Origin of the sequence: Phenylobacterium sp. (assembly GCF_030697305.1) — a bacterium.
Taxonomy (GTDB): Bacteria; Pseudomonadota; Alphaproteobacteria; order Caulobacterales; family Caulobacteraceae; genus Phenylobacterium.
On record NZ_JAUYQL010000013.1, the window covers coordinates 1 to 23,524 of the forward strand.

Sequence of the window (23,524 nt, forward strand, 5' to 3'; positions counted from 1 at the left end):
TAGCTCTTGGTGCTGCCGTCGTGGTTGTTGAACATCACGCAGGGCGAGATGCAGTCGATGAACGCCGCGCCGTTGTGCTGCAAGGCGCCCTTGATCAGCGGCACCAGCTGGTTCTTGTCGCCGGAGAAGCTGCGCCCGACATAGGTGGCGCCGAGCTGGATGGCGATGCCGACCATGTCGATCGCCTCGTCCATGTTCTCCACCCCGCGCTTGTTCTTGGCGCCACGGTCGGCAGTGGCGGAGAACTGGCCCTTGGTCAGGCCGTACACGCCGTTGTTCTCGACGATATAGGTCATGTTGACGCCGCGCCGGATCGCGTGGGCAAACTGGCCCAGGCCGATGGACGCGCTGTCGCCGTCGCCGGAGACCCCTAGATAGATCAGCTCGCGGTTGGCGAGGTTCGCGCCGGTCAGGACTGAGGGCATACGCCCGTGCACGGTGTTGAAGCCGTGCGAGGCGCCGAGGAAATAGTCCGGCGTCTTCGACGAACAGCCGATGCCGGAGAGCTTGGCGATACGGTGCGGCGGCAGCTCCAGTTCGTAGCAGGCCTGGATGATCGTGGCGGATATCGAGTCGTGGCCGCAACCTGCGCACAGCGTCGAGACCGAGCCCTCGTAGTCGCGCCGCGTGTAGCCCAGGCCGTTGGTCGCCAGCATCGGGTGATGCAACTGCGGCTTGACGATGTAGGTCATTCGGCGGCCTCCGTGATCGCGGCGTCGGCGACGTGCGCGCCGTCCATCAGCGCACCGATCGCGCCCGCAATGAACCGCGCGGTGATCGGCGTGCCGTCGTAGTGCAGCACCCGCACCAGCTTGGCGGGATCGACCCCGCATTCATTGACGATCAGCATGCGCAACTGTGAGTCGCGGTTCTGCTCGACCACGAACACTCGCTCGTGCGCAGCGATGAACGCCTCGATCTCGTCGGCGAAGGGGAACCCTCGCACGCGCAGCGCATCGAGGTCGCGGCCCTGGGCCTCCAGGGCGTCCAACGCCTCGTGCATGGAGGGCGTCGTCGAGCCGTAGTAGATCACCCCGTCTCGCGTCGGCCGTCGCGCGGGCCTGGCCACCGGGCCCGGGACCAAGCCTTTGGCGGTCTCGAACTTGCGCAGCAGCCGCTGGACATTGTCGACGTAGACCGACCCCTCCTCGCTGTAGCGGGCGTAGGGGTTGCGTGAGGTTCCGCGGGTGAAATAGCCGCCCTTGGTGGGATGGACGCCCGGATAGGTGCGGAACGGGATCCCGTCGCCATCGACGTCGAGGTAGCGGCCGAAGTCGCGGCCTGCCTCCAGTTCGTCGAAGGTCATCACCTTGCCGCGGTCGAGCTTGCGGGTCTCGTCCCAGGCGAAGGGCTCGGTCAGCCACTCGTTCATGCCGATGTCGAGGTCGAGCATGACGAAGACCGTGGTCTGCAGCCGGTCCGCCAGATCGAACGCCTGCGCCGCCATCTCGAAGCACTCGCCGGGATCGGCGGGCAACAGCATCGGATGCTTGGTGTCGCCGTGGCTGGCGTAGGCCGCGCCGATCAGGTCGGCCTGCTGCGTGCGGGTCGGCATGCCAGTGGATGGCCCGCCGCGCTGCACGTCGAAGATCACCGCTGGGATCTCGGCGAAATAGGACAGGCCGATGAACTCCTGCATCAGCGACACCCCCGGACCGGACGTGCAGGTGAAGGCCCTGGCCCCGTTCCAGCCGGCGCCCACCACCATGCCGATCGAGGCGATCTCATCCTCGGCCTGGACGATGGCGTAGCGGGCGCGCCCGGTTTCAGGATCGGTGCGGTAGTCCTCGCAGAAGGCGGTGAAGGCCTCCGCCAAAGAGGTCGACGGCGTGATCGGATACCAGGCGCACACAGTCGCCCCGCCGTAGACGGCGCCCAAGCCCGCGGCGGTGTTGCCGTCGACGAAGATGCGATCGCGCACCTCGGACGATCGACGCACCTGGAGGCCCAGCTTGGCCATGTGCTCGTCGACGTGGGTGCGCCCCATGTGCAGGGCCTCGACATTAGTCTTGATCAGCCGCTCACGGCCTTCGAACTGCTCTGCCAGCAGTTGCTCCAGCACCGCCGCCTCGATGCCCAGCAGGCCGGATAGCGCGCCCACATAGACGATATTCTTGAACAGCTGTCGCTCGCGCGGGATCGAATAGGCCGCGTTGCAGATCGCCGTCAGCGGCACGCCGACCACGCCCACGTCGGCGCGGAACTTAGAAGGCGGCATCGGCTTGGTTGAATCATAGAACAGATAGCCACCGGGCTCGATCTCGGCGACGTCGCGGTCCCAGGTTTGCGGGTTCATGGCAACCATCAGATCGACGCCACCGCGCCGGCCCAGCCGTCCGGCCTCGGTCACCCGCACCTCGAACCATGTCGGCAGACCCTGGATGTTGGACGGGAAGATGTTGCGCGCCGCTACCGGCACGCCCATCCGCAGGATCGACTTGGCGAACAGGCCGTTAGCGCTGGCCGAGCCCGATCCGTTGACGTTGGCGAACTTGACGACGAAGTCGTTGACGGCTTCTAGCGGCTTTGGCATGCCCCGCCTCCCGCGCCGGCCACCGCCATCTCCAGGGCGAATTTCTGCATGTCCCAGGCCCCCGTTGGACAGCGTTCCGCGCACAGCCCGCAGTGCAGGCAGACGTCCTCGTCCTTGACCATCACCCGGCCGGTCTTCAGCGCGCTGGAGACGTAGATGTCCTGGGTGAGGTTCTGCGCCGGGGCGTTCAGCCGGGTGCGCAGGTCATCTTCCTCGCCGTCGTCAGTGAAGGTGATGCAGTCGACCGGGCAGATGTCGACGCAGGCGTCGCATTCGATGCACAGCGGCTCGGTGAACACCGTCTCGACGTCGCAGTTCAGGCAGCGCTGCGCCTCGCGATAGGCCATCTCGCGGCCGTAGCCCAACTCCACCTCGATACGCACGTCCTTGAGCGCGACAGCCTTGTCGCGCAGGGGCACGCGGTAGCGATGGTCATTGGCGATGTCGTTGTCGTAGCTCCACTCGTGGATGCCCATCTTCTGGCTGGTGAGGATGGCCTCCGGCGAGGGCCGGTCGGCCACGTCGACGCCGCGGCAGAAGAGGTCGATGGAGATCGCAGCATCGCGCCCGTGCGCCACCGCCCAGATGATGTTCTTGGGTCCGAACGCCGCGTCGCCGCCGAAGAAGACGCTGGGCAGCGTCGACTGCATGGTGACCGGGTCGACCTTTGGCATCGCCCACTCGACGAACTCCATGCCGATATCGCGCTCGATCCAGGGGAAGGCGTTCTCCTGGCCCACCGCCACCAGCACGTCGTCGCACTCGATAAGCTGATCGGGCTCGCCTGAGGGGACCAGGCGTCGGCGGCCACGGTCATCGTATTCCGCGACCACCTTCTCGAAGACCACGCCGGTGAGGCGGCCGTTGGCGTGGGCGAATTCCTTGGGCACCAGGTAGTTGAGGATCGGGATATCCTCGTGCAGCGCGTCTTCCTTCTCCCACGGGCTCGCCTTCATCTCCTCGAAGCCGGAGCGCACGACGACCTTCACCTCTTCGCCGCCCAGGCGTCGCGAGGTGCGGCAGCAGTCCATGGCGGTGTTGCCGCCGCCCAGCACGATCACCCGACGGCCGATGCGGTCGATGTGGCCGAACGAGACGCTGGAGAGCCAGTCGATGCCGATGTGGATGTTGGCGGCGGCCTCCTGGCGGCCGGGAATCTCCAGGTCTCGGCCGCGCGGCGCGCCGGTGCCGACGAAGATCGCGTCGAACCCCTGCGCGGTCAGCGCCTTCAGGCTGTCGATCCGCTGGCCGAGCCGCATCTCCAGGCCCAGGCCGGTGACGTAACCGACCTCTTCATCGATCACCTCTTCCGGCAGGCGGAAGCGGGGGATCTGGCTGCGGATCATGCCGCCGGCCTTTGCGTCGGCGTCGAACACCACCAGGTCGTAGCCTAGCGGGGCCAGGTCGCGCGCCACCGCCAGCGAGGCCGGGCCCGCGCCCACCAGCGCCACACGCTTGCCGTTACGCACGACTGGCGGTTGGGGCAGGAAGGCGGTGATGTCGTCCTTGTTGTCGGCCGCCACGCGCTTCAGGCGACAGATCGCCACCGGTTCGTCCTCGACGCGGCCGCGTCGGCAGGCAGGCTCGCATGGGCGGTCGCATGTGCGCCCCAGGATTCCGGGGAATACGTTCGACTTCCAGTTCACCATATAGGCGTCGGTGTAGCGGCCGTCAGCGATCAGTCGGATGTATTCGGGAACCGGCGTGTGAGCCGGACAAGCCCATTGGCAATCGACGACCTTGTGAAAGTAGTCGGGCCCCTCGGTGTGGGTGCGCTGCAAAATCGCGTTTCCTCGTTCGACGCTCTACTCTCGCGGCGACGAAGACCCGGCGATTGAAACCCGGCTCCCCAGCCACGACGCGGCGTTCGCAAGGATGGTAGGACCTTAATTCCTACAGCGGCAATACCTATTCGCTGCTTGGGTTGCGCATTTCTCGAGTGCAACAGACAGGGCGGCGACTTGCTGGCTTTCCGGCTTTCCGGCTCAATTGCGAATGCTTCGCAACGGTGAGGCGAACACTGATCCCGCCGCTGCGGCCTACCCGATCGCCTGGTCCAGGTCGGCGATCAGGTCGCTCGCGTCCTCGACGCCTACCGACAAGCGGATCAGGCCGTCGGCGATTCCGAGGCGGGCGCGATTCTCCGGAGGAATCGAGGCGTGGGTCATGATCGCCGGGTGCTCGATCAGGCTTTCGACGCCGCCGAGGCTTTCGGCCAGGGTGAACAGGCGCGTGCGTTCGAGCATGGCGCGGGTCGCCTCCAGGTCGCGGTCGAGCACCACGGTGACCATGCCGCCAAAACCGTGCATCTGGCGCTGGGCCAGCGCGTGCTGCGGGTGGCTCTCGAGCCCCGGATAGATCACGCGCGCGACCCCTGCCCGGCGCTCTAGCCAGCGGGCTATTACCAGCGCGTTCTCGCAGTGCCGCGCCATCCGCAAGGCCAGGGTTTTCACCCCGCGCAGCGCCAGGAAACTGTCGAACGGCGAGGCCACCGCCCCTAGCGCGTTCTGCAGGTAGCCCAGCCGCTCGGCCAGGGCGGCGTTCTCGCCCACCACCAAAGCGCCGCCGACGATGTCGGAATGACCCCCCACGTACTTAGTGGTGGAGTGCATCACCACGTCGAACCCGTGCTCCAGCGGCCGCTGCACGTAGGGGCTGGCGAAGGTGTTGTCGGCGGCGGCGATCACTCCGGCGCGTCGGGCGAGATCCGCGATGGCGCGCAGGTCGGCCAGCCGCAGCATCGGGTTGGTCGGCGTCTCCACCCAGATCATCTTGGTGCCGGGCCGCATCGCCGCCTCGACCGCGTCCAGATCAGCGAGGTCGACGAAACTGAAGTCCAGCCCCGCGGTGCGCCGTCGCACGCCTTCGAACAGCCGGTAGGAGCCTCCGTAGAGGTCTTCGCTGGCGATCACGTGGTCGCCGGCGTCGAGGGTCTCCAGCAAGGTCGCGATCGCCGCGAGGCCGGAGGCGAAGGCGTAGCCGCGGGTCCCGCCTTCGAGATCCGCGATGGCGCGCTCGAAGGCGAAGCGGGTCGGATTCTGGCTGCGGGAATATTCGAAGCCCTGGTGCACGCCCGGGCTCGACTGGGCGTAGGTCGAGGTCGCGTAGATCGGGGTGATCACTGCGCCCGTCGACGGGTCAGGGTGCTGGCCGCCGTGGATCGCGCGGGTGGCGAACGCCAGCCGGTTCTTGCCGTGGGGATCTTCGGTCACGGTTCGCGCCTCAGATAGTTGAGCAGGTCGATGCGGGTGATCAGGCCCAGGAACTCGCGGCCCTCGAGGACGATCGCCACCTCGTCGCGCTCGAAGATCGGCAACAGCCGATCCAGCGGTTCGTGCGCCTGGACGGTGTGTAGCCGCGCCGTCATCGCCGCGCTCACCGGCTGGGTGAAGCGCCGCTCGGCGCGGCGGTCCTCGACCGCCTCCAGCAGGTCGCTCTCGTCGATCAGCCCCACCAGGCGTCCGTCGTCGAGGACTGGAAGCTGGGAGACATCCGCCTGGCGCATCCGGTTGTAGGCAGTCAGCAGGGTGTCGTCCGGCCCCACTGTCACCGCCGCCCCGTCGCTGGCGGCGCGGGCGATCAGGTCGCGCAGGTCGCCATGCAGCGGCCGATCGGTCAGCCCCTGTTCGGCCAGCCACAGGTCGTTGTAGACCTTCGACAGGTATTTCGAGCCGGTGTCGCAGACCAGGGTGACGACCCGCTTGGGCTCGGTCTGCTCTCGGCAATAGCGCAGCGCGCCAGCCAGCAAAGTGCCGCTGGACGATCCGCCCAACACCCCGGCCCTGGTCAGCAGCAGGCGCGCCGCGGCGATGCTTTCGCGATCGGGGATCGTGTAGGCCTTGGCGACCAGCGACAGGTCGCAGTTGGGCGGCACGAAATCCTCGCCGATGCCCTCGACCACCCAGGAGCCGGGCTCGATGGTCTCGCCGGTCTCCACCAGCGGGGCCAGGATCGAGCCTTGCGGGTCAGCCAGGATCATCCGGGTCTTCGGCGACACGCGCGCGAAATAACGGCCGAGCCCGGTCAGCGTGCCGCCAGACCCGACGCCCACCACCATGGCGTCGATGTCGCCACCCATCTGCTCGAACAGCTCAGGACCGGTCGTGGTCTCGTGCGCCAACGGATTGGCCGGATTGGCGAACTGGTTGATGTAGATGGCGCCCGGCAGGGTTTCGGCCAGCGCCTGGGCCATGTCCTGGTAGTATTCCGGATGGCCCTTGCCGACGTCGGAGCGGGTGATCCGCACGTCGACGCCCAGAGCGCGCAGGTGCTGGATCTTCTCGCGCGCCATCTTGTCGGGCACCACCAGCAGCAGACGATATCCCTTCAGCACGCCGACCTGCGCCAGGCCCAACCCGGTGTTGCCCGCTGTCGCCTCGACGATCGTCCCGCCGGGCTTCAGCGACCCGTCGGCCTCGGCGGCCTCGATCATCGAGCGGGCGATGCGGTCCTTGATCGAGCCGCCGGGATTGGCGCTCTCCAGCTTGACGAACAGCCGACAGAGCCCCGTGTCGAAGCCGGTGAGCTCCAGCATCGGGGTGCGGCCGATCAGGTCGAGGGCGGAGTCTGCAGGGGGTGAGAGCGGTTGCACCCGCCGACCATAGCCGGCGCGGAGGCTCTGGTCAGTAAGAGCCGCGGCGGCGCAAAACCGCCGGCAAGGTGCTGATCAGCAACCACGCGTCGAACAGCGGGCTCTTGCGACGCGCGTAGAGTGTGTCCATCGCCACCCGCGTGCGGTAGCTGATGTCGTTGCGTCCGCTGACCTGCCACAGGCCAGTGATCCCCGGCGTGACCGCGCAGTAGTGGCGGAAGCGCCAGCCGTAGCGGTCGACTTCGGCCTCCACGATCGGACGCGGGCCCACCAGGCTCATCTCGCCGCGCAGCAGATTGAACAGCTGCGGCAGCTCATCGAGGCTGGAACGGCGCAGGAACCTGCCGAGCGGCGTCACGCGAGGGTCATGACGCAGCTTGTGGGCGTTCTGCCATTCCTGACGCAGCTCCGGGTCAGCGGCCAGCAGGCCGGCGAGCTGAGTTTCGGCGTCAACCACCATGGTGCGGAACTTCAGGCAATAGAAGGGCTTGCCGCCCTTGCCGAGACGCCGATGGCGAAACAGCGCCGGGCCGCCGTCCTGCGCCATGATCAACAGCGCGATGACCAGCAGCAGCGGCATGATGAAGACGGCGATCGTCAAGGTGACCATCGCGCCGAACACGCTCGCAATCGCAGCGCTCAGCGAGGGCCGTGAACGCGTGCGCAGGCGACCGTCGTCCAAAGCGGAATCTGAGTAGGTGAGCTCGGCCATCCTGAATGTTGGCTCCAATCCGAGCCCGGCCCCCTTCGTGGTTTGCGCGTCCTTAACCGCAACCTTGTCAGAGGAGTTCAGTGTCAGACGAGAAATTTTACGCTCTCACAAACCCAGGATCGTTAAGTTGCGCGCGTCGGCAGCAGACGCTGCGCCGCAACGCACAAAGAGCTTAACCGCGTTCGCTGTGCAATCGAAGGAATCGCATGTCGCCAAATGATCGCGCCAACGCCGAACGAATCCGTCAGCAAGCCGCGAGCGCGGCTCAACAGGCTCACGAGATCACCGTCGCCTCCGCCGCAGTGATTTCCGAGCGGCTGACGATCGGCGCGAAGGCGATGCATGCGCCCTCGATCGCCGCGGCGACGGAGGCCGGGACAATGATCGCCGAGAAGGCCGGCGCAAGTCTGGCCGCGGGTGTGGCCCTCGCCCGTTCCAGCGTCGCATTCGCCGCCGAGGCGTCTTCCTACGCCTTGCGTGAGACCGCCAGCCTCGGCGACGGCATTGCCGATCTCGCAGGCTCGCGCTCGCCGATCGAGGCGGGCATCGTCCAGGGCGAAGCGACCGCCCGCTTCTTTGGCCGCGCCCTGTCGCACAGCCTGGCGATGATCGCGCTCAGCATGGATACGGGCCTGGCCGCCCTGAATCCGTTTCACGCCGGCGTGGTCGCCAACGCCAAACGATTGAAGCCCGGCGGCTAGTCAGGCCGTCGCGCCGCCCTGATGGGCTGCCTCCTCCGCCAGCCGGCCAGCCAGTTCTGACATGTGGTCGTAACGGCCCTCGAACGCGCCGAGCCCCTGGGTGATCGACCGCAGCTCGGCGATCAGGTCGTGACGCTCGCCTTGTGGCAGATAGGCCTCGATGGTGTCCCAGTTCGACCAGCCCTCGCGCGGGCTGAAACCCAGAATCTGGCCGCGGCGCGAGGACAGGCTGGAGGTGACGTTCGACAGGAACACCGACGGCGCGTAGACCGACAACCGTTCGATCGGCTCCAGCAGGATGGTGCCGGCGCTGCGCAGGGCTTCCTCGATCGCCAGGCGTCCGGCGGCGCGGAACGCCATTTCGGACGAATCGACGCTGTGGTGCGAGCCGTCGACCAGCGCCACCTCCAGGTCCACCACCGGAAAGCCCAGCGGTCCCTTGGCGAGGCCGTCGCGGATCCCCTGCTCCACGGCCGGCACCCATTGTTTGGGCACGACGCCGCCGGCGATCTTCGAGACGAACACGAAGCCCTCGCCGCGCGCCAAGGGCCGCAGTTCGATGACCACGTCGCCGAACTGGCCGTGGCCGCCGGTCTGCTTCTTGTGGCGGCCGCGCTGGGTCACCGACTTCACCGGCGCCTCACGGTACGGCGTACGCGGGCGCGTGGTGGCGATCTCGACGCCGAAGCGGCGCTTCAGGCGGTCCAGGGCCAGGCGCACATGGCCCTCGCCCTGGCCGGTCAGCAGCACCTGGCCAAGCTCCGCGTCGTGCTTCAGCGACAGGCCTGGGTCCTCCTCGACCAGCTTGGCCAGCGCGCCGGACAACCGCACATCGTCCTGCCGGTTGCTGGCGGCGACCGCGAGCGCGAACAAGGGTGGCCGCGCGTCGGGCGACGGCCGCATTTGAGGCTTCCCGGCCAGCGACATCACCTCGCCGACACAGGCCTGTTCGAGCTTGCCGATCGCTACGATGTCGCCGGGCTCGGCGGCGGCGATCTTCTTCAGGACCGCGCCGTGTACTGCGAACAATCCGCCGACCCGGGTGCGTTCACCCCTCGAGGTCAGCAGATCCGCGCCATCGGCCATCTTGGCGCCGAAGGTGCGCACATAGGCGAGCTTGCCGGCCTGCCCGGCGTAGGTGGTCTTCAGCACGCAGGCGCCGGGCGCCTCAAGACCCAGGCGGCGCGCGGCGCGCTCCGGCGCCGGCGTCTCGTGACGCAGGGCTTTCAGCAGCCGGCCGATGCCGAATCCGGTCTGCGCCGAGCCGAAGAACACTGGCACGATCAGGCCCTCGTTCATCTCGCGCACGAGGTCGGCGAAGACCATGTCGCGCGCCGGTGTGACGTCGGAGATCAGTTGCTCCATCAACTCGTCGTCGAAGTCGGCCAGCTGCTCCAACATGTGGAAGCGGGCGTCGGCTTCCAGCGTCGCCAGTTCCGGCGAGATATCGATGCGTTCGGCCTGGGCGCCGGGCCGGTGGACGAAGGCGCGCTCCAGCGCCAGGTCGACGAAGCCGGTGACGCGCTCGCCCTCCCAGATGGGGATCTGACGCGCCACCAACGGCGCGGCGCTGGCGGGCGCCAAGGCGGCCAGCAACTCGTCGAGCGAGCCTCGGGCCTGGTCCATCTTGTTGATGAACAGCGCGCGCGGCACGCCCAGGCGCTCCAGCGCCTGCATCGCCGGCTGCAGCAGGATCGCCTTGGCTGCTTCAGGCTCGGCCACGACGATCGCCAGGTCGACCATCGGCAATGCGGCGTCGGCCTCGGCCGAAAACTCCACCGAGCCGGGGCAGTCCACCGCGACGTAGCGGTCGCCCATGAACTCGAACCCGGCCAGGTTCAGTTCGACGGAATGACCGCGGGCGCGCGCCTCGGGGCTGTTATCGGCGACCCGGTCGCCGCCGCCCGCGCGCCGCTCGGCTCCGCTTACCGCCTGCAACATGGATTCAAGAAGCGCGGTCTTGCCGGCGCCGGTCGGTCCCACCAGCGCCAGCGCGCGTACGGAACCCAGGTTTTGAGTTTGCATGCCGATCCTCCCGTCGTTTGTACGTCGGGATGACGCCAGGCTTTCGAGATGCGGGGCGCATCCTCAAACGCACGTGACCGGCGACTGCACGCCCTTGCGGACCTGCGCCGCCTTGGATGTCGAGACTACGCCCGGTTAACGCCGCACGCCAAGCGCCCGTCGCAGTCCTTGTCAGCCGCGCGCGAAACAGCGCAGATCGCCGATCGGGCGGCCACACGTCGGGGCCCAGATGCGCGAGGTGGAAACAAGGCATGGCCGCCTGGTCTGATGGGTACGTCACCGACGTCCAGTACACCGACAAGTTCTACGCCGAACTCGCGCCTGGCTATCTGGCGTTCGCCTGCTTGAGGCAGGGCGTGCGCCCGCCGTCGCTGGAGGCCGGTTCGACGTATCTGGAGCTTGGATGTGGTCAGGGCTTCGGCCTCAACCTACTGGCCGCCGCCAACCCTGGCATGGATTTCTGGGGCGTCGACTTCCACCCGGGCCAGATCGACAACGCCCGCCGGCTGGCTCGTACCGCGGGCCTCACCAACATCGTCTTCGAGGACTACAGTTTCGAGCAGATGCTGGGGCTTCCCGCCGCCGCCCTGCCGAAGTTCGACGTCATCGCCCTGCACGGAGTCTACAGCTGGGTGAGCTCCGAGAACCGCGCGGTGATCGTGCAGTTGCTCGACCGGCTGCTGAAGCCAGGCGGCATGGTCTACGTGTCCTACAATTGCCTGCCAGGCTGGGCGGCGCTAGCGCCACTGCAACGGTTCGTGGCCGAGTTCGTGGACCGCGCCCCAGGCCCGCCCAGAATCGAGATCCTCAACGCCTTCCGCACCGCGCAGCAGATGCTCCAGTCGGACGGCGGATTTTTCGGCAGCGTGCCGCTGATGGGTCCGCGCATCGCCGAGACGCTCAAGCAGGACCCCGTGTACCTGATCCATGAGTATCTCAACGACCACAGCCGCCCGCACTATCACGCCGACGTCGCCCGCGAGATGGAGGGCGCTCGCCTCTCGTTCGCAGCCTCCGCCAACGTCGCCGACGACATGCCGCACCTGGCCGCGCCCGCCGCGCTGCAGCCGATGATCCAGGCCGCCGGAGATCCGGTCTGGCGCGAGACCCTGCTCGACTACGCGGGCAACAAGCCATTCAGGCGCGACGTGTTCGTGCGCGGCCGCAATGCGCCCGGCCGGCCGGAACGCGAAGCCATGCTGGACGATACGCGCTTCACCCTGCTTGTCGCGCCAGAGGCGGCGACGTTCGAAATTCCCGTCCCCATCGGCCAACTCAAAGGCCAGCCCGCAATCTACCAGCCGATCGTCGACGCTCTGGCGGAGGGCCCGCTGACCTACGGTGACCTGCGCAATCGCCCCGCCCTGCTCGGCGCGCGTGAAGGTGCGGTGCTGCAGGCGCTGATCCTGCTGGTCAACAGTCGCCAGGTTCATCCGGTGATGCGCCAGGGCGTGACGGACGCCTCCGCGCCAAGGTTCAATCGCGCCGTCGCCGACCGCGCGCGCTTCGGTGAAGTATCGAGCTACATCGCCGCGCCGCTCGCCGGCACGGCGGTGCGGGTCGATCTCGCAGACCTGTTGGCGCTGGGCGCCGCACTGCGAGGCGTGGATGATGTGGCCCAGGCCGCACGGGAAGGTTGGGAAGTCATGGCCGCAACCGGGCGTCGCCTGTTGAAGGACGGACGCACACTCGACGATCAGGCCGGCAACGAGGCCGAACTCGCCGCCCGCGTCGCGACATTCAATCGCACCAAGCTGCCGATGCTGCGCGCCCTGGGCGCAGTGTAGGCGATCAGAACACCACGACGGTGCGGATGCTTTCGCCCGCGTGCATCAGGTCGAACGCCTCGTTGATCCGCTCCAGCGGCAGGGTGTGGGTGATCATCGGGTCGATCTGGATCTTCCCGTCCATGTACCAGTCGACGATGGTCGGCACGTCAGTGCGCCCGCGCGCGCCGCCGAACGCCGTGCCGCGCCAGACTCGCCCGGTGACCAGCTGGAAAGGCCGGGTGGCGATCTCGCGCCCGGCCTCGGCGACCCCGATGATGATGCTTTCGCCCCAACCGCGATGGCAGGCCTCCAGCGCCTGGCGCATCACCTGAACGTTGCCGGTGCAGTCGAAGGTGTAGTCCGCGCCGCCGCCGGTAAGCTCGACCAGATGCGGCACGACATCTCCCGGGATCGTTGAGGGATTGACGAAGTGGGTCATGCCGAACTGGCGGCCCCAAGCTTCGCGCGCCGGGTTGAGATCGACGCCGACGATCATGCCGGCGCCCACCATCTTCAGGCCCTGGACCACGTTCAAGCCGATGCCGCCCAGGCCGAAGACGATGCAGTTCGCGCCCGCCTCGACCTTCGCCGTATTGACCACCGCGCCCACGCCCGTGGTCACGCCGCAGCCGATGTAGCAGGCCTTGTCGAACGGCGCGTCGGACCGGATCTTGGCCACCGCGATCTCCGGCAACACCGTGTAGTTCGAGAAGGTCGAGCAGCCCATGTAGTGGTGGACCGTCTGGCCTCGGTAACTGAAGCGGCTGGTGCCGTCGGGCATCACGCCCCGTCCCTGGGTGCCGCGGATCGCCGTGCACAGATTGGTCTTGCGTGACAGGCAGCTTTTGCACTGTCGACATTCCGGCGTGTAGAGCGGGATCACATGGTCGCCCGGCGCCACCGACGTGACCCCCGGACCCACCTCGACGACCACGCCCGCGCCCTCGTGCCCGAGGATCGACGGGAAGATGCCCTCCGAATCAAGGCCATCGAGGGTGTAGGCGTCGGTGTGGCACACGCCCGTCGCCTTGATCTCCACCAGCACTTCGCCCGCACGGGGGCCTTCCAGGTCCAGTTCGACGATCTCGAGCGGCGTCTTGGGCGCGAAGGCGACGGCGGCGCGGGTCTTCATCGGACGTTTCCTTTCGCGTGGGGTCGGCGGACCATTTCCCAGTGCGCTCGAAATGTGAAGCGGCTTGCGTGCGCGCCGATCGAATGGCCTACCGTCCATTGGACAGACCAATGAAGGCCGCATGAACGATTCCGAAGGCGGTTTGCCGACCCCTCGCCGTCACTGGGCCATGCTGGCGCTCAGCCTCTCGATCGGGCTCGCCGTGCTGGACGGCGCGGTCGCCACTGTCGCCTTGCCGGTCATCGCCCGAGACATGCAGATCTCCGACGCGGCCTCGATCTGGATCGTCAACGCCTCACAGCTCGTGATGATGGTCACCTTGATGCCGCTGGCGGCGCTGGGTGACCGGATCGGCTATCGGCGCATCTACCAGACCGGCGTGGTGGTCTTCAGCCTGGCCTCGCTGGGCGCGGCGCTGTCGCAGACGCTGCCGGAGCTGATCGCCGCGCGGATGCTGCAGGGTCTTGGAGCCAGCGGGATCATGAGCCTGAACGCGGCCATGGTCCGAGTGATATGGCCGCATCGCCAGCTGGGGCGCGGCATGGGCGTCATGGTGCTGATCGTCACCTCCACCAGCACAGCTGCGCCCGCCATCGGATCACTGATTCTGGGGGTGGCGAGCTGGCACTGGCTGTTCGCCATGAACGTCCCGCTCGGGATCGCCGCCACGGTGGTGGGCGCCTTCGCCCTGCCCGCGACGCCAGGGTCCGATCGTACGTTCGACTGGCGCAGCGCCGTACTGACCGCAGCCACGTTCGGCCTGCTGGTCGTCGGATTGCGCGGCTTGGGCGCCGATGACGTGCGTCCGGCGCTGGCCGAGCTCGCCGGCGCCCTCGCCGTGGGCGTCGTGCTGGTCCGCCGAGAGCTCGGCATGCGCACGCCCCTGCTACCGCTCGACCTGATCCGCATCCCGATCATCGGCCTGTCGGCGCTGACCGCGATCATGTCGTTCAGCGCCCAGACGATGGGGTTGATCGCGCTCCCGTTCCTCCTGCAGGGGACGATGGGGCGCACCACGGTGGAGACCGGCCTGCTGCTCACGGTGTGGGCGCTGGCGACGACAGTGATGGCGCCGGTGGCCGGACGGCTGGCCGACCGCTATCCGGCTGGCGTGCTGGGCGGCATAGGGCTGGCGGTGATGGGATGCGGCCTGTTGCTGATCGGACTGCAGCCGCCCACGGCGTCGAACTTCGATCTGGCCTGGCCTTTGGCGGTGTGCGGCGTGGGCTTCGGATTCTACCAGACCCCCAACAACCGCACGATCATGACCTCGGCGCCGCTGGAGCGCAGCGGCGGGGCGGCGGGTCTCGTGGCGAGCGCGCGCGTCCTCGGCCAGACTTTAGGGTCCACCAGCGTCGCCTTGATGTTCCACAGTTTTTCCACTGGCGCGCCGCGCATGGCGCTGTTCGTCGGCGCTTGCGTGGCGGCGGTGGGGTCGGGCATCAGCCTGACGCGCCTACGCGCGCCGGCCACCACATCCTAATCGGCGGCGAGCGACAGCGGCGGAGCTACCTCCTCCAACGGCCTGCGCTCGGCGTTCACACCTAGAAACAGCGTGACGATCGAGGCCGCCACCATCAGCCCTCCGCCCAGCAGATAGCCCAGGAAGATCTGGCCCCGTTCGCCGGTGTCGATCAACGCGCCGAACAGCGCCGGCCCGCCGACGCCGCCCAGCAGGGTGCCAAAGGCGTAGAACAGCGAAATGGTCACCGCGCGCGTCTCCAGCGGGAAACACTCGCCAACGGTCAGGTAGGCTGCGCTCGCGCCGGCCGAGGCGAAAAAGAAGATCACCGTCCAGGCCACGGTCTGGGTGGTCGCGCCCAGCATCCCTTGCGCGAACATCCAGCCTGTGACGCACAGCAGTACGCCTGCCAGCCCATAGGTCGCAGCGATCATGATCCGGCGTCCGACCGAGTCGAACAGGCCGCCCAGAAGCAGCGGCCCGGTGAAGTTCCCCAATGCGAACGGCAGGATGAACCACCCGATCGACTGCGGCGCGACGCCATAGAAACGGGTGAGGATCAGCGCGTAGGTGAAGAAGATCGCGTTGTAGCAGAACGCCTGCGTCGACATCAGCACCACCCCCAGCACCGTGCGCTTGGGATAGAGGCGAAACAGCGAGGTGACGATCTCCCACCAGCTTGTTCGGGCGCGGCGGATGAGGCGCAGGCTGGCGAGGTCGGCGTGTGGCGGCGTCGCTTGGCCGGTCTCTCGAGCGACGCTGGCCTCTATCGCCTCGATCACCGCTTCGGCCTCGGCCTCTCGGCCATGGGTCATCAGCCAGCGCGGGCTCTCTGGGATGAACCGCCGCACGAAGATGATGATCACCGCCAGTGCGCCGCCGATGATGAACGCCAGTCGCCAGCCCCACTCCTGCGAGACCACCTCAGGATTGAGCACCACCAGCGAGCCCATCGCGCCCAGCGCCGCGCCGACCCAGAAACTGCCGTTGATCGCCAGGTCCGTGTAGCCCCGCCGCCGGGCGGGAATCAGCTCCTGGATCGCGGAATTGACCGCCCCGTACTCGCCGCCGATGCCGGCGCCGGTCAGGAATCGGAACAGCATGAACGACCAGAAATCCCAGGAAAATCCAGTGGCTATGGTGGCGACCAGATAGACCGCGACGGTGATCGTGAACAATCGTCGCCGACCGAAGGTGTCGGTCAGCCGGCCGAACACCAGCGCCCCCAGCACCGCGCCCAGGATGTAGGCGCTGCCGGTCAGGCCGATCTGCGCGGCGGTGAGGTTCAGCCCATCGGGCCCGGCGATCGCCGGCGAGAGCGAGCCGACCAGCGTGACCTCGAGCCCGTCCAAGATCCACGTTACGCCAAGCGCACCCACCACCAGCCAATGGAAGCGGCTCCACGGAAGGCGGTCCAGGCGCGCGGGTACGTTTGTGGTGAAGACGTCGGCCGGAATGGCCATGCTTCCCCCTAGTTTAGGTGTCGCGAGAAAACGCGCAAAGGCCCAGCTTTGGTTCCGTCCTTGCCGAGCGCTTGCCTGGAGCGCTAACCGGAACGCATGTCCGAGCCGGAGATCCTCGTCGACGCCCGCGGGCACCGCTGCCCGGTGCCGACGCTGCGCTTGCGCCGGGCACTGGAAGCCGCGCCATCGGGCGCGCGCCTGCGTTTGCTGGCCGATGACCCGCTAGCCCGCATCGACGTGCCGCACTTCGCCGCGGGCGTCGGCGCCACCGTGCTGGAGCAAGGCGAAGCCGAAGGCGTCCTCAGCTTCCTGGTGGAGAAATGATCGGCTCGTCGCCGCGCTGATCGGCGATCAGCCCCAGCTTCATCTCGTACTGGTCGATGGCGATCTCCACTTCGGTCGCCAGCGCGCCGCCGTAGAACACCGCATTCACGGTCCAAGACAGCCAGATCAGCAGCACCACTACGGTCGCCACCGAGCCATAGGTCGCACCGAGTTGGGCGATCTGTTCGACGTAGAAGGCGCTGGCCCAGGACACCAGCAGCGTCATCAGGGTCGCCGCGATCCCGCCCAACACCGAGGCGCGCCACGCAACCGGCCTGCGCGACATGGCGAAGCGATAGATCAGGGTCATGGCGATGGTCAGGCCCAGGCTCGCCCAGGTCCATTCGCTGTACAGCCACGGCGCGCCCGCTAGCGGCCTCAAGTGGAATGCGCCGCCGATCAGCCGCAGGGCGAAGAACACCCCCGACAGCACCGCCAGCATCGCGAAAGCGGCGATCAGCGCCAGCAGCGCCATCAGGTTGAAGCCGACGAAGCCGCGCTGTTCGTCCTCTTCGTGGATGAACGACAACCCGGCCAGCAACGCCTTCACGCCGCGATGCGTCGCGTAGATCCCGATGACCAGGGCGACGCCGCTTTGCGCCGAAACCCGCAACGGCGCGCTGGCCAGCCTGGTCAGTTCGCCCTCGACGATTTCGCGCGCGCCGGGCGGCATGACGTGGGCCATGGCTTCGACCTGGCTCGCCGCCTGGGCAGGATCGGCCAGCAGTCCATAGAGACCGATGAGGATCGCCAGCGCCGGAAACGCCGCCAGCAGGGCGAAGAACGACACGCCGCCCACATAAAGCATGACATCGCGGCCCCACAGCCGCGTCAGGGCCTTGGCGGAGATCTTGACCCCTCGCTGCGCCAGGTGCGCCGGATCGAGGTCGAGGTCTTGGATACGCCGCAGGATACGCTGGATCGTCATGTGCGGACAGCTTCTGACAGGCGATCGCAGGGAAGCAAGGCCCGCAATAGAGACGGCGCGCCGCCCGTAAGAGCGACGCGCCGTCGATGGGCGTGTCTGTCCATCAGGTCCGCCGCCGCTTCGAGGGACGGGAGATAACGGCGGAAGACCGTCCTGAAGGTTTGACGCCCGCCGGCTGAACCCACGCTGAACGCCGCCTTCAGACAAGGAATACGTGGCCGGACTGTCTCCTACGCGACGAAGGCCGGGTCGCTGAGGTCCGTCTTCTCGCGTGGCAGGGCGTAGGTCTGCGACCAATCGAAGCGATGGAGACGAGCTTGCCATCCTTGCAGCGCTGTCACCGTCGCGGACCACGCGTTATCCTTGCTGTTTGGCGATTCTCCGCCCACAGCGGGCGCCAACCCACGCGTCGAGCGACGAGGATCGGATAAGACCATGACGGAGGCGGTCCAGGCGCGTGTGCTGATCGTGGCGCGCGACGACACGGTCGCCGGCCCGCTGGCCGAAGGTCTCGACCGTCTGGGCTGGCGCACGGTCACCGCGCGCGGCCCCTACGCCGCCGCCGCTGCGCTGGCCGACCTTCAGATCGAGGCTGCGATCATCGACGTCGCCAGCTATGGCGGTGACTCCCCGGCTCTCGCCCGGCGCCTGAAGACCGCCTGCGCCCCGCGCCGCTTGCCAGTGATCGCGGTCGGCGATCTCGAGACCTCGCAGGAGGCCCACGCCTACGACCTGACGCTCACCGCGCCCTTGCACCCCGCCCAGGCCGTGCTGAGGCTGGAGACACTGGTGCGCACCGCGGTGGCGGAGGAGGAGTTCGAGCTTCGCCTGGACACCTTCGCCGACCGGGGGCGGCGGCTTGACATGCCCGACCCGGACGCGAGCCCGTTCCGCATCCTGGCCATCGGCGAGCCCGCGCCGCAGTTCCTGGCGCTGTCCAACGCGCTCGCCCGCAGCGGGGCCGAGGTGGTCGGCGCCTTCACCGCCTACACCGCCTTCGACTACCTGCACGAGCGGCCGTTCGACGCCGTGGTCCTGTGGGCGGGCGATAATTCGCACGAGGCGCTGTCGATCGCCGCGGGCATGCGCCGCAACACCCGCCTCTACCACACGCCCGCGCTGCTCTACATGCGCGAGGAGTCCTACATCACCATGTCGGAGGCCTATCATCGCGGGGTCACCGACGTCGCCTCGCCCGAGACGCCCGAGGTCGAGACCGCCAAGCAGGTGATCGAGCTCGCCCGCAGCTATCGCCGGCAGACGGCGGTGCGCAAGGCGCTGGAGAAGGCCCGCAGCTCCGGCTTGATGGACGCCGCCACCGGCCTGTTCACCCGCGATCTGTTCGCCGCCCATCTGGCGCGCCTCGCTCAGGCGGCGCGTGTGCGCAACCGGCCCCTGTCGGTGTGCGTGCTCAAGGTCTCCGATCGGCCTGAGGTGCTGGCCGCGCGAGCCAACGGCTGGCTGGACCGGGCGATCCCACAGATTGGCTCGATGATCGGCCGGCTGGTGCGGGTGGAGGACACCGCGTCACGCCTCTCCACCGAGGTGTTCGCCCTCGCCCTGCCCGCGACGCCGCAGGGCGCTGCGCGCGGCGCCGGAGAGCGGATCGCCGCCGTGATCGGCTGCACGGCCTTCGAGGCCGGCGAGGGCAAGCCGCCCTTCGTGGTCGAATTCGACATCGGCGTCGCCGAGGTCAACGGCGCCGAAAGCGTCGGCCGCGCGCTGGAACAGGCGGCCGCCCGCGCGGACACCCGCCAGGCCGGCTGAAGCACTGTACATCGGCGACGCCGCGCCGGAAGATCGGCGCTGCAGTTCGCAGGAGCAACGGATGGCGTCGGACGGTCCCTCACCACCCACGGACGAAGAGCCCGCATCGCTGGGCCGGCTGACGGTGCGTGCTCCAGACGTCGAGGCGCGGGACTATTCCCGCAGCGACTGGATCGAGACCGGCGACTGGGAGACCGAGTTCTACGCACCCGCCTCCTGTCGGGACGCGGCGTCGGTGCCGCTGCTGGTGCTGTTCCACGGCGCCGGCGGCTTGCCCCAACGGACCTTGCCGATGATCGCGCCGCTCGCCGACGAGTTGGGCTTCCTGGTGTTCGCGCCCAAGTCGCTGGGCATGACCTGGGACATCATGGAGGGCGGCTTCGGCCCCGACGTGAAGTTCATCGACGAGTCGCTGAAGCTGATCTTCGCCGAGCACCCCGTGGACCCTGGGCGCGTCGGCGTCTCAGGCTTCTCAGACGGCGCGTCCTATGCGCTGAGCATAGGCTTGAGCAACGGCGACCTGTTCAGCGACGCGATCGCCTTCTCGCCCGGGTTCTCGATGAACCTCGGCGCGGTCGGGCGCCCGCGCATCTTCATCTCGCACGGCGAGCGCGACCGGGTGCTGCCGATTGACATGTGCGCGCGGCCGGCGGCCCGCCAGCTCGCCCGCGCCGGATACGACGTGCTCTATAAGGAGTTCCCCGGCGGCCACACCGCGCCGCCGGAGCTGGTCGACATCGCCGTGCGCCGGTTCGTCAGCGGCGGAGCCGACGCCTAGCGCAGGCGCGTCAGACCGTTGCGGATCACGTACAGGTCACGCGCCTTGATCCGCGCCTCGAAGGCGATCTCCTTGCCGTCTCGCCACATGTCCACCGTGACCGTCTCTCCTGGATACACAGGCGAGGAGAAGCGCACCTGGTGGCTGGCGATCGACTCCGAGTCGTAATCCAGCATCCCCTGCATCACTGCCCGGCAGGTGATCCCATAGGTGCACAGGCCGTGCAGGATCGGCTGATCAAAGCCGCCCTTCCGGGCGAACGCCTGGTCGATGTGCAGCGGATTGAGGTCGCCGCTAAGCCGGTAGATCACCGCCTGGTCGGGGCGGGTGACGATGTCCAGCGACATATCTGGCGCACGGGTCGGCGTCGGGTGCGGCTTGGGCGCGCCATCGGCCGGTCCGCCGAACCCGCCGTCGCCGCGGGCGAAGCGGGTGGTGGTCAGCGTCACCGCCACGTCGCCCGCGGCGTCGAACCACTTGGATTCGCTGAGGATGATCGCGCCCTTGTCGGGTCCCTTGTCGAAGGCGCCGACGATCTGGTCGGTGAAAGTGAATCCGCCCTGCGCCGGCAGAGGCTTGTGGATCTCCACCTTCTGCTCGCCGTGCAGCATTTTGAACATGTCCCAGGTGCTGAAGCGCAGGCCGTCGGGCACGGCCGCGCTCACCCCGCGCATGACGCTGTCGGCCAGCACCGTGACGGCGGTCGGCACGACCTTCAGGCCGTTCTCGTAGACGAACCTCAACTCGCGCTCATCCAGCGGATTGGCGCCCATGCCGATGCCGACCGCATAGAGCATCACATCCTTGTCGCCATAGCTGAACGGCCGGGCGGCCGTGCCCTGCTGGAGGATGTCCGGATAGAAGATGGGCACGGGCTGGCCTCCCTTTGAGAGCTCGCCGCTGACACGGACTTGGCGACCGACAAGCCGGGCGCGGTGATCGCTGTCAAGCCGCGGCCGGGCTCGGAAAAGGCGCCGGCGCCTGTTCCTTGGGCCGCTCGCGCGAACCGGAGTCGCAAGGCCGCCTGCAGCTTGTCACATGGGCCGCACGGAGCGCTGCTGACGGTGCGGAACGCCAGCGCGTTTCCGCGTTGGAGTGGTCGACATGGGGTTGAGCCGCCGCAGGTTCCTGCATCGCGCAGCCGCCGCCGGCGGCTACTCGGCGGCCTATTCGGCGATGAGCCTGCTGGGCCTGATGGCCAGCGCACCGGCGCAAGCCGCGCCCGCCCTGCCAGCGCATTTCGGCGCCGGCAAACGCGTGGTGATCCCGGGCGCCGGGATCGCCGGGCTGGTTGCGGCGTACCGGCTGGAGCGCGCCGGCTTCACCGTCACCTTGCTGGAGGCGCGCGATCGTCTGGGCGGTCGCAACTGGACGCTGCGCGGCGGCTCCAAGGTCGAGATGGTCGGCGAGGCGGACCAGACCGTGGACTTCACCGATGGCGTCTACATGAACGCCGGGCCCGCCCGCATACCAAGCCACCATGAAGGCCTGCTGGGCTATTGCCGGGAGCTCGGCGTGCCGCTGGAGGTGGAGATCAACGCTAGCCGCAGCGCCTATCTGTGGGACCAGGACGCCAACGGCGGCGCGCCGGTGCAGATGCGCCAGGCGGTCAACGACACCCGCGGCTATCTGTCAGAACTCTTGGCCAAGGCGGTGAGCCAGGGCGCGCTCGACCAGGACCTGACCGGCGACGAGAAGGCGGCGCTGGCGCCGTTCCTGCGGACCTACGGCGACCTCGCCGACGACATGAGGTTCCACGGCACGGAGCGCTCGGGTTTCGTCCAGGCCCCGGGCGCTGCGCGGCAGTTCGCCAGGCATCGCCCACCGGTCGCCCGCGCGGAACTGCTGCGTCACAAGCAGTTGGGCTCGATCGTCTTCGAAGATCAGATCACCATGCAGGCGACCATGTTCCAGCCGGTCGGCGGCATGGACCAGATCCCCGCCGCCTTCGGCCGGGCGATCAGGAGCCCGGTGATCCGCAACGCCCAGGTCCTGCGCATCGACAAACGCGCCGACGGGGTGCGGGTCGAATGGCGCGACCGCGTAAGCGGCAAGCGCCAGGCGGCCGAGGCCGACTTCGCCATCGTCACCATCCCCTTGGTGGTGCTGGCAGGCATCGACAGCAACCTCGACAAGCCGGTGAAGGCGGCCATCGCCGGCACGGCCTATGACCACTCCAACAAGATCGGCTTCGAGGCCCCGCGGTTCTGGGAGCGGGAGCAGATCTTCGGCGGCATCTCCTTCGTCGGCGGCGAGACCAGCCTGGTCTGGTACCCGTCCGCCGGCTTGCACACCGAGCGGGGCATGCTGCTGGCCTGCTACGGCTCGGGTCCACGCGCGGCGGCGTTCGCAGCGCGGCCGATGGCCGAGCAGATCGCCATGGCCCGCGCCATGGTCGGCAAGCTGCATCCCGGGCACGAAGCGGACCTGGCCAAGCCGGTGGTGGTCAACTGGAGCAAGGCGCCCTTCAGCCTGGGTCCCTGGCCGGCGCGCGATCCGAACGGCCGTGAGGGCCCGATCGACGGGCCGGCGTTCGCGCTGTTGAACCAGCCGGACGGACGCGTCTACTTCACCGGCGCGCACTTGAGCCAGATGCCGGGCTGGCAGGAGGGCGCGGTCTGTTCCGCCCACCGCACCATCGCCCAGATCGCCGAACGGATCTCGCCCTCCGCCGTCGTGAAAGCCAACAGCACAGCCGCATAGAGCTGCAACACATCAGGGAGCCAACCATGTCCAGCCTCAACGCCCTGCCCGCGGGCCTGCTGCTCGCGCTCGCCGCCGGCCCGCTCGCTCTGGCCCAGAACGTCCACGTCGGTGCGCCGACATCGGCCATCTCTCAAGCCGTCGCCGTGCCGGCGGGATCGGACATGCTCTACGTCAGCGGCATGACGCCGCCGGCGCTCAACGCCGGCGCGCCCAAGGGCACGCCGCTAGTGTTTGGCGACACCAAGACCCAGGTGACCGGTGTGTTGAAGCGCCTCGAGGAAGCCTTGAAAGCCCAGGGCTACGGCTTCGGCGACGTGGTGATGATGCGGGTCTACCTGGTCGGCGACCCAGCCAAGGGTGGAGCGATGGATTTCGCCGGCATGATGGAGGCCTACACCCAGGCGTTCGGCACGCCGGCTCAGCCCAATAAGCCGGCCCGCGTCACCATGCAGGTCGCCGCCCTCGTCCAGCCCGGCATGCTCGCCGAGATCGAAGTGCAGGCGGCGAAGGCGAAGAAGTCACCGATCTCCCTTCCGCCTGGAGGGGGGAAGGGAGTGAAGAGGTCAGGGTCAGGCGGCTAGTTTCGCCAGTTCGCACATCACGCGCTCGGCGGCGGCGAGGCGTTGTTCGGGC

The 23,524-nt window shown here is 68.1% G+C and carries 19 protein-coding genes; 8 read left to right on the plus strand and 11 right to left on the minus strand.

The features are described from left to right. The 6 genes from Q8R27_RS01470 to Q8R27_RS01495 all read right to left on the minus strand — a co-directional run. Nucleotides 1-692 (minus strand): 2-oxoacid:ferredoxin oxidoreductase subunit beta (locus Q8R27_RS01470; RefSeq protein WP_305697341.1); only part of this gene is annotated, 692 nt, incomplete at its 3' end. Next, complete coding sequence (locus Q8R27_RS01475; RefSeq protein ID WP_305697342.1) at nt 689-2,533, minus strand: 2-oxoacid:acceptor oxidoreductase subunit alpha; 1,845 nt, start codon at nt 2,531-2,533, stop codon at nt 689-691. The genes Q8R27_RS01475 and Q8R27_RS01470, both read right to left, overlap by 4 nt. After that, nucleotides 2,518-4,314, minus strand: coding sequence for an FAD-dependent oxidoreductase (locus Q8R27_RS01480; protein WP_305697343.1), 1,797 nt, complete (start codon nt 4,312-4,314; stop codon nt 2,518-2,520). The genes Q8R27_RS01475 and Q8R27_RS01480 overlap by 16 nt, the downstream gene beginning before the upstream one ends. A gap of 258 nt (nt 4,315-4,572) precedes the next feature. Further along, nucleotides 4,573-5,745: a cystathionine gamma-synthase gene (locus Q8R27_RS01485; RefSeq protein ID WP_305697344.1), complete on the minus strand. Its 1,173-nt coding sequence runs from the start codon at nt 5,743-5,745 to the stop codon at nt 4,573-4,575. Then, complete coding sequence (locus Q8R27_RS01490) at nt 5,742-7,124, minus strand: pyridoxal-phosphate dependent enzyme (RefSeq protein ID WP_305697345.1); 1,383 nt, start codon at nt 7,122-7,124, stop codon at nt 5,742-5,744. The genes Q8R27_RS01485 and Q8R27_RS01490 overlap by 4 nt, the downstream gene beginning before the upstream one ends. 31 nt (nt 7,125-7,155) lie before the next feature. After that, nucleotides 7,156-7,836 (minus strand): sugar transferase, encoded by a 681-nt coding sequence (locus Q8R27_RS01495; protein ID WP_305697346.1) that lies wholly within the window; start codon nt 7,834-7,836, stop codon nt 7,156-7,158. A gap of 206 nt (nt 7,837-8,042) precedes the next feature. Here Q8R27_RS01495 and Q8R27_RS01500 point away from each other — a divergent pair, with 206 nt between their 5' ends. Further along, a complete protein-coding gene (locus tag Q8R27_RS01500; RefSeq protein WP_305697347.1) occupies nt 8,043-8,537 on the plus strand; it encodes a hypothetical protein in 495 nt (164 codons plus the stop codon). Here the strand turns inward: Q8R27_RS01500 and Q8R27_RS01505 are convergent, their stop codons facing one another. Continuing rightward, complete coding sequence (locus tag Q8R27_RS01505; protein WP_305697348.1) at nt 8,538-10,562, minus strand: elongation factor G; 2,025 nt, start codon at nt 10,560-10,562, stop codon at nt 8,538-8,540. A 251-nt stretch (nt 10,563-10,813) separates the two neighbouring features. Between Q8R27_RS01505 and Q8R27_RS01510 the strand changes: the two genes are divergently transcribed. Next, nucleotides 10,814-12,349, plus strand: a complete 1,536-nt coding sequence (locus tag Q8R27_RS01510; RefSeq protein WP_305697349.1) for a class I SAM-dependent methyltransferase — start codon at nt 10,814-10,816, stop codon at nt 12,347-12,349. 4 nt (nt 12,350-12,353) lie between these two features. On the opposite strand, the gene Q8R27_RS01515 is transcribed toward Q8R27_RS01510, so the two are convergent. Further along, nucleotides 12,354-13,463 (minus strand): S-(hydroxymethyl)glutathione dehydrogenase/class III alcohol dehydrogenase, encoded by a 1,110-nt coding sequence (locus Q8R27_RS01515; RefSeq protein WP_305697350.1) that lies wholly within the window; start codon nt 13,461-13,463, stop codon nt 12,354-12,356. A 121-nt stretch (nt 13,464-13,584) separates the two neighbouring features. Between Q8R27_RS01515 and Q8R27_RS01520 the strand changes: the two genes are divergently transcribed. Continuing rightward, on the plus strand, nt 13,585-14,946 hold the full coding sequence (locus Q8R27_RS01520; RefSeq protein WP_305697351.1) for an MFS transporter: 1,362 nt from the start codon (nt 13,585-13,587) through the stop codon (nt 14,944-14,946). Here Q8R27_RS01520 and Q8R27_RS01525 read toward each other — a convergent pair. Continuing rightward, nucleotides 14,943-16,388, minus strand: coding sequence for an MFS transporter (locus tag Q8R27_RS01525; protein WP_305697352.1), 1,446 nt, complete (start codon nt 16,386-16,388; stop codon nt 14,943-14,945). The genes Q8R27_RS01520 and Q8R27_RS01525 overlap by 4 nt on opposite strands. A 96-nt stretch (nt 16,389-16,484) precedes the next feature. Here Q8R27_RS01525 and Q8R27_RS01530 point away from each other — a divergent pair, with 96 nt between their 5' ends. Beyond that, on the plus strand, nt 16,485-16,712 hold the full coding sequence (locus tag Q8R27_RS01530) for a sulfurtransferase TusA family protein (RefSeq protein WP_305697353.1): 228 nt from the start codon (nt 16,485-16,487) through the stop codon (nt 16,710-16,712). On the opposite strand, the gene Q8R27_RS01535 is transcribed toward Q8R27_RS01530, so the two are convergent. After that, nucleotides 16,690-17,640 (minus strand): YihY/virulence factor BrkB family protein, encoded by a 951-nt coding sequence (locus Q8R27_RS01535; RefSeq protein WP_305697354.1) that lies wholly within the window; start codon nt 17,638-17,640, stop codon nt 16,690-16,692. The two genes, Q8R27_RS01530 and Q8R27_RS01535, sit on opposite strands and share 23 nt — an antisense overlap. Before the next feature lie 435 nt (nt 17,641-18,075). Here Q8R27_RS01535 and Q8R27_RS01540 point away from each other — a divergent pair, with 435 nt between their 5' ends. Then, on the plus strand, nt 18,076-19,407 hold the full coding sequence (locus Q8R27_RS01540; RefSeq protein ID WP_305697355.1) for a diguanylate cyclase domain-containing protein: 1,332 nt from the start codon (nt 18,076-18,078) through the stop codon (nt 19,405-19,407). A gap of 61 nt (nt 19,408-19,468) precedes the next feature. Next, nucleotides 19,469-20,185: an alpha/beta hydrolase gene (locus Q8R27_RS01545; RefSeq protein ID WP_305697356.1), complete on the plus strand. Its 717-nt coding sequence runs from the start codon at nt 19,469-19,471 to the stop codon at nt 20,183-20,185. Here the strand turns inward: Q8R27_RS01545 and Q8R27_RS01550 are convergent. Then, the gene (locus tag Q8R27_RS01550; protein ID WP_305697357.1) at nt 20,182-21,057 is read right to left on the minus strand and encodes a MaoC/PaaZ C-terminal domain-containing protein; all 876 of its coding nucleotides are present in this window, start codon (nt 21,055-21,057) and stop codon (nt 20,182-20,184) included. The genes Q8R27_RS01545 and Q8R27_RS01550 overlap by 4 nt on opposite strands. 232 nt (nt 21,058-21,289) lie before the next feature. Here Q8R27_RS01550 and Q8R27_RS01555 point away from each other — a divergent pair, with 232 nt between their 5' ends. Together Q8R27_RS01555 and Q8R27_RS01560 are read left to right on the plus strand one after the other, a co-directional pair. Then, the gene (locus tag Q8R27_RS01555; protein ID WP_305697358.1) at nt 21,290-22,888 is read left to right on the plus strand and encodes an FAD-dependent oxidoreductase; all 1,599 of its coding nucleotides are present in this window, start codon (nt 21,290-21,292) and stop codon (nt 22,886-22,888) included. Between the two features lie 26 nt (nt 22,889-22,914). After that, nucleotides 22,915-23,472 carry a RidA family protein gene (locus Q8R27_RS01560; RefSeq protein WP_305697359.1) on the plus strand — a complete coding sequence of 186 codons (558 nt, stop codon included), beginning with the start codon at nt 22,915-22,917 and terminating at the stop codon, nt 23,470-23,472. Nucleotides 23,473-23,524: the final 52 nt, after the last annotated feature.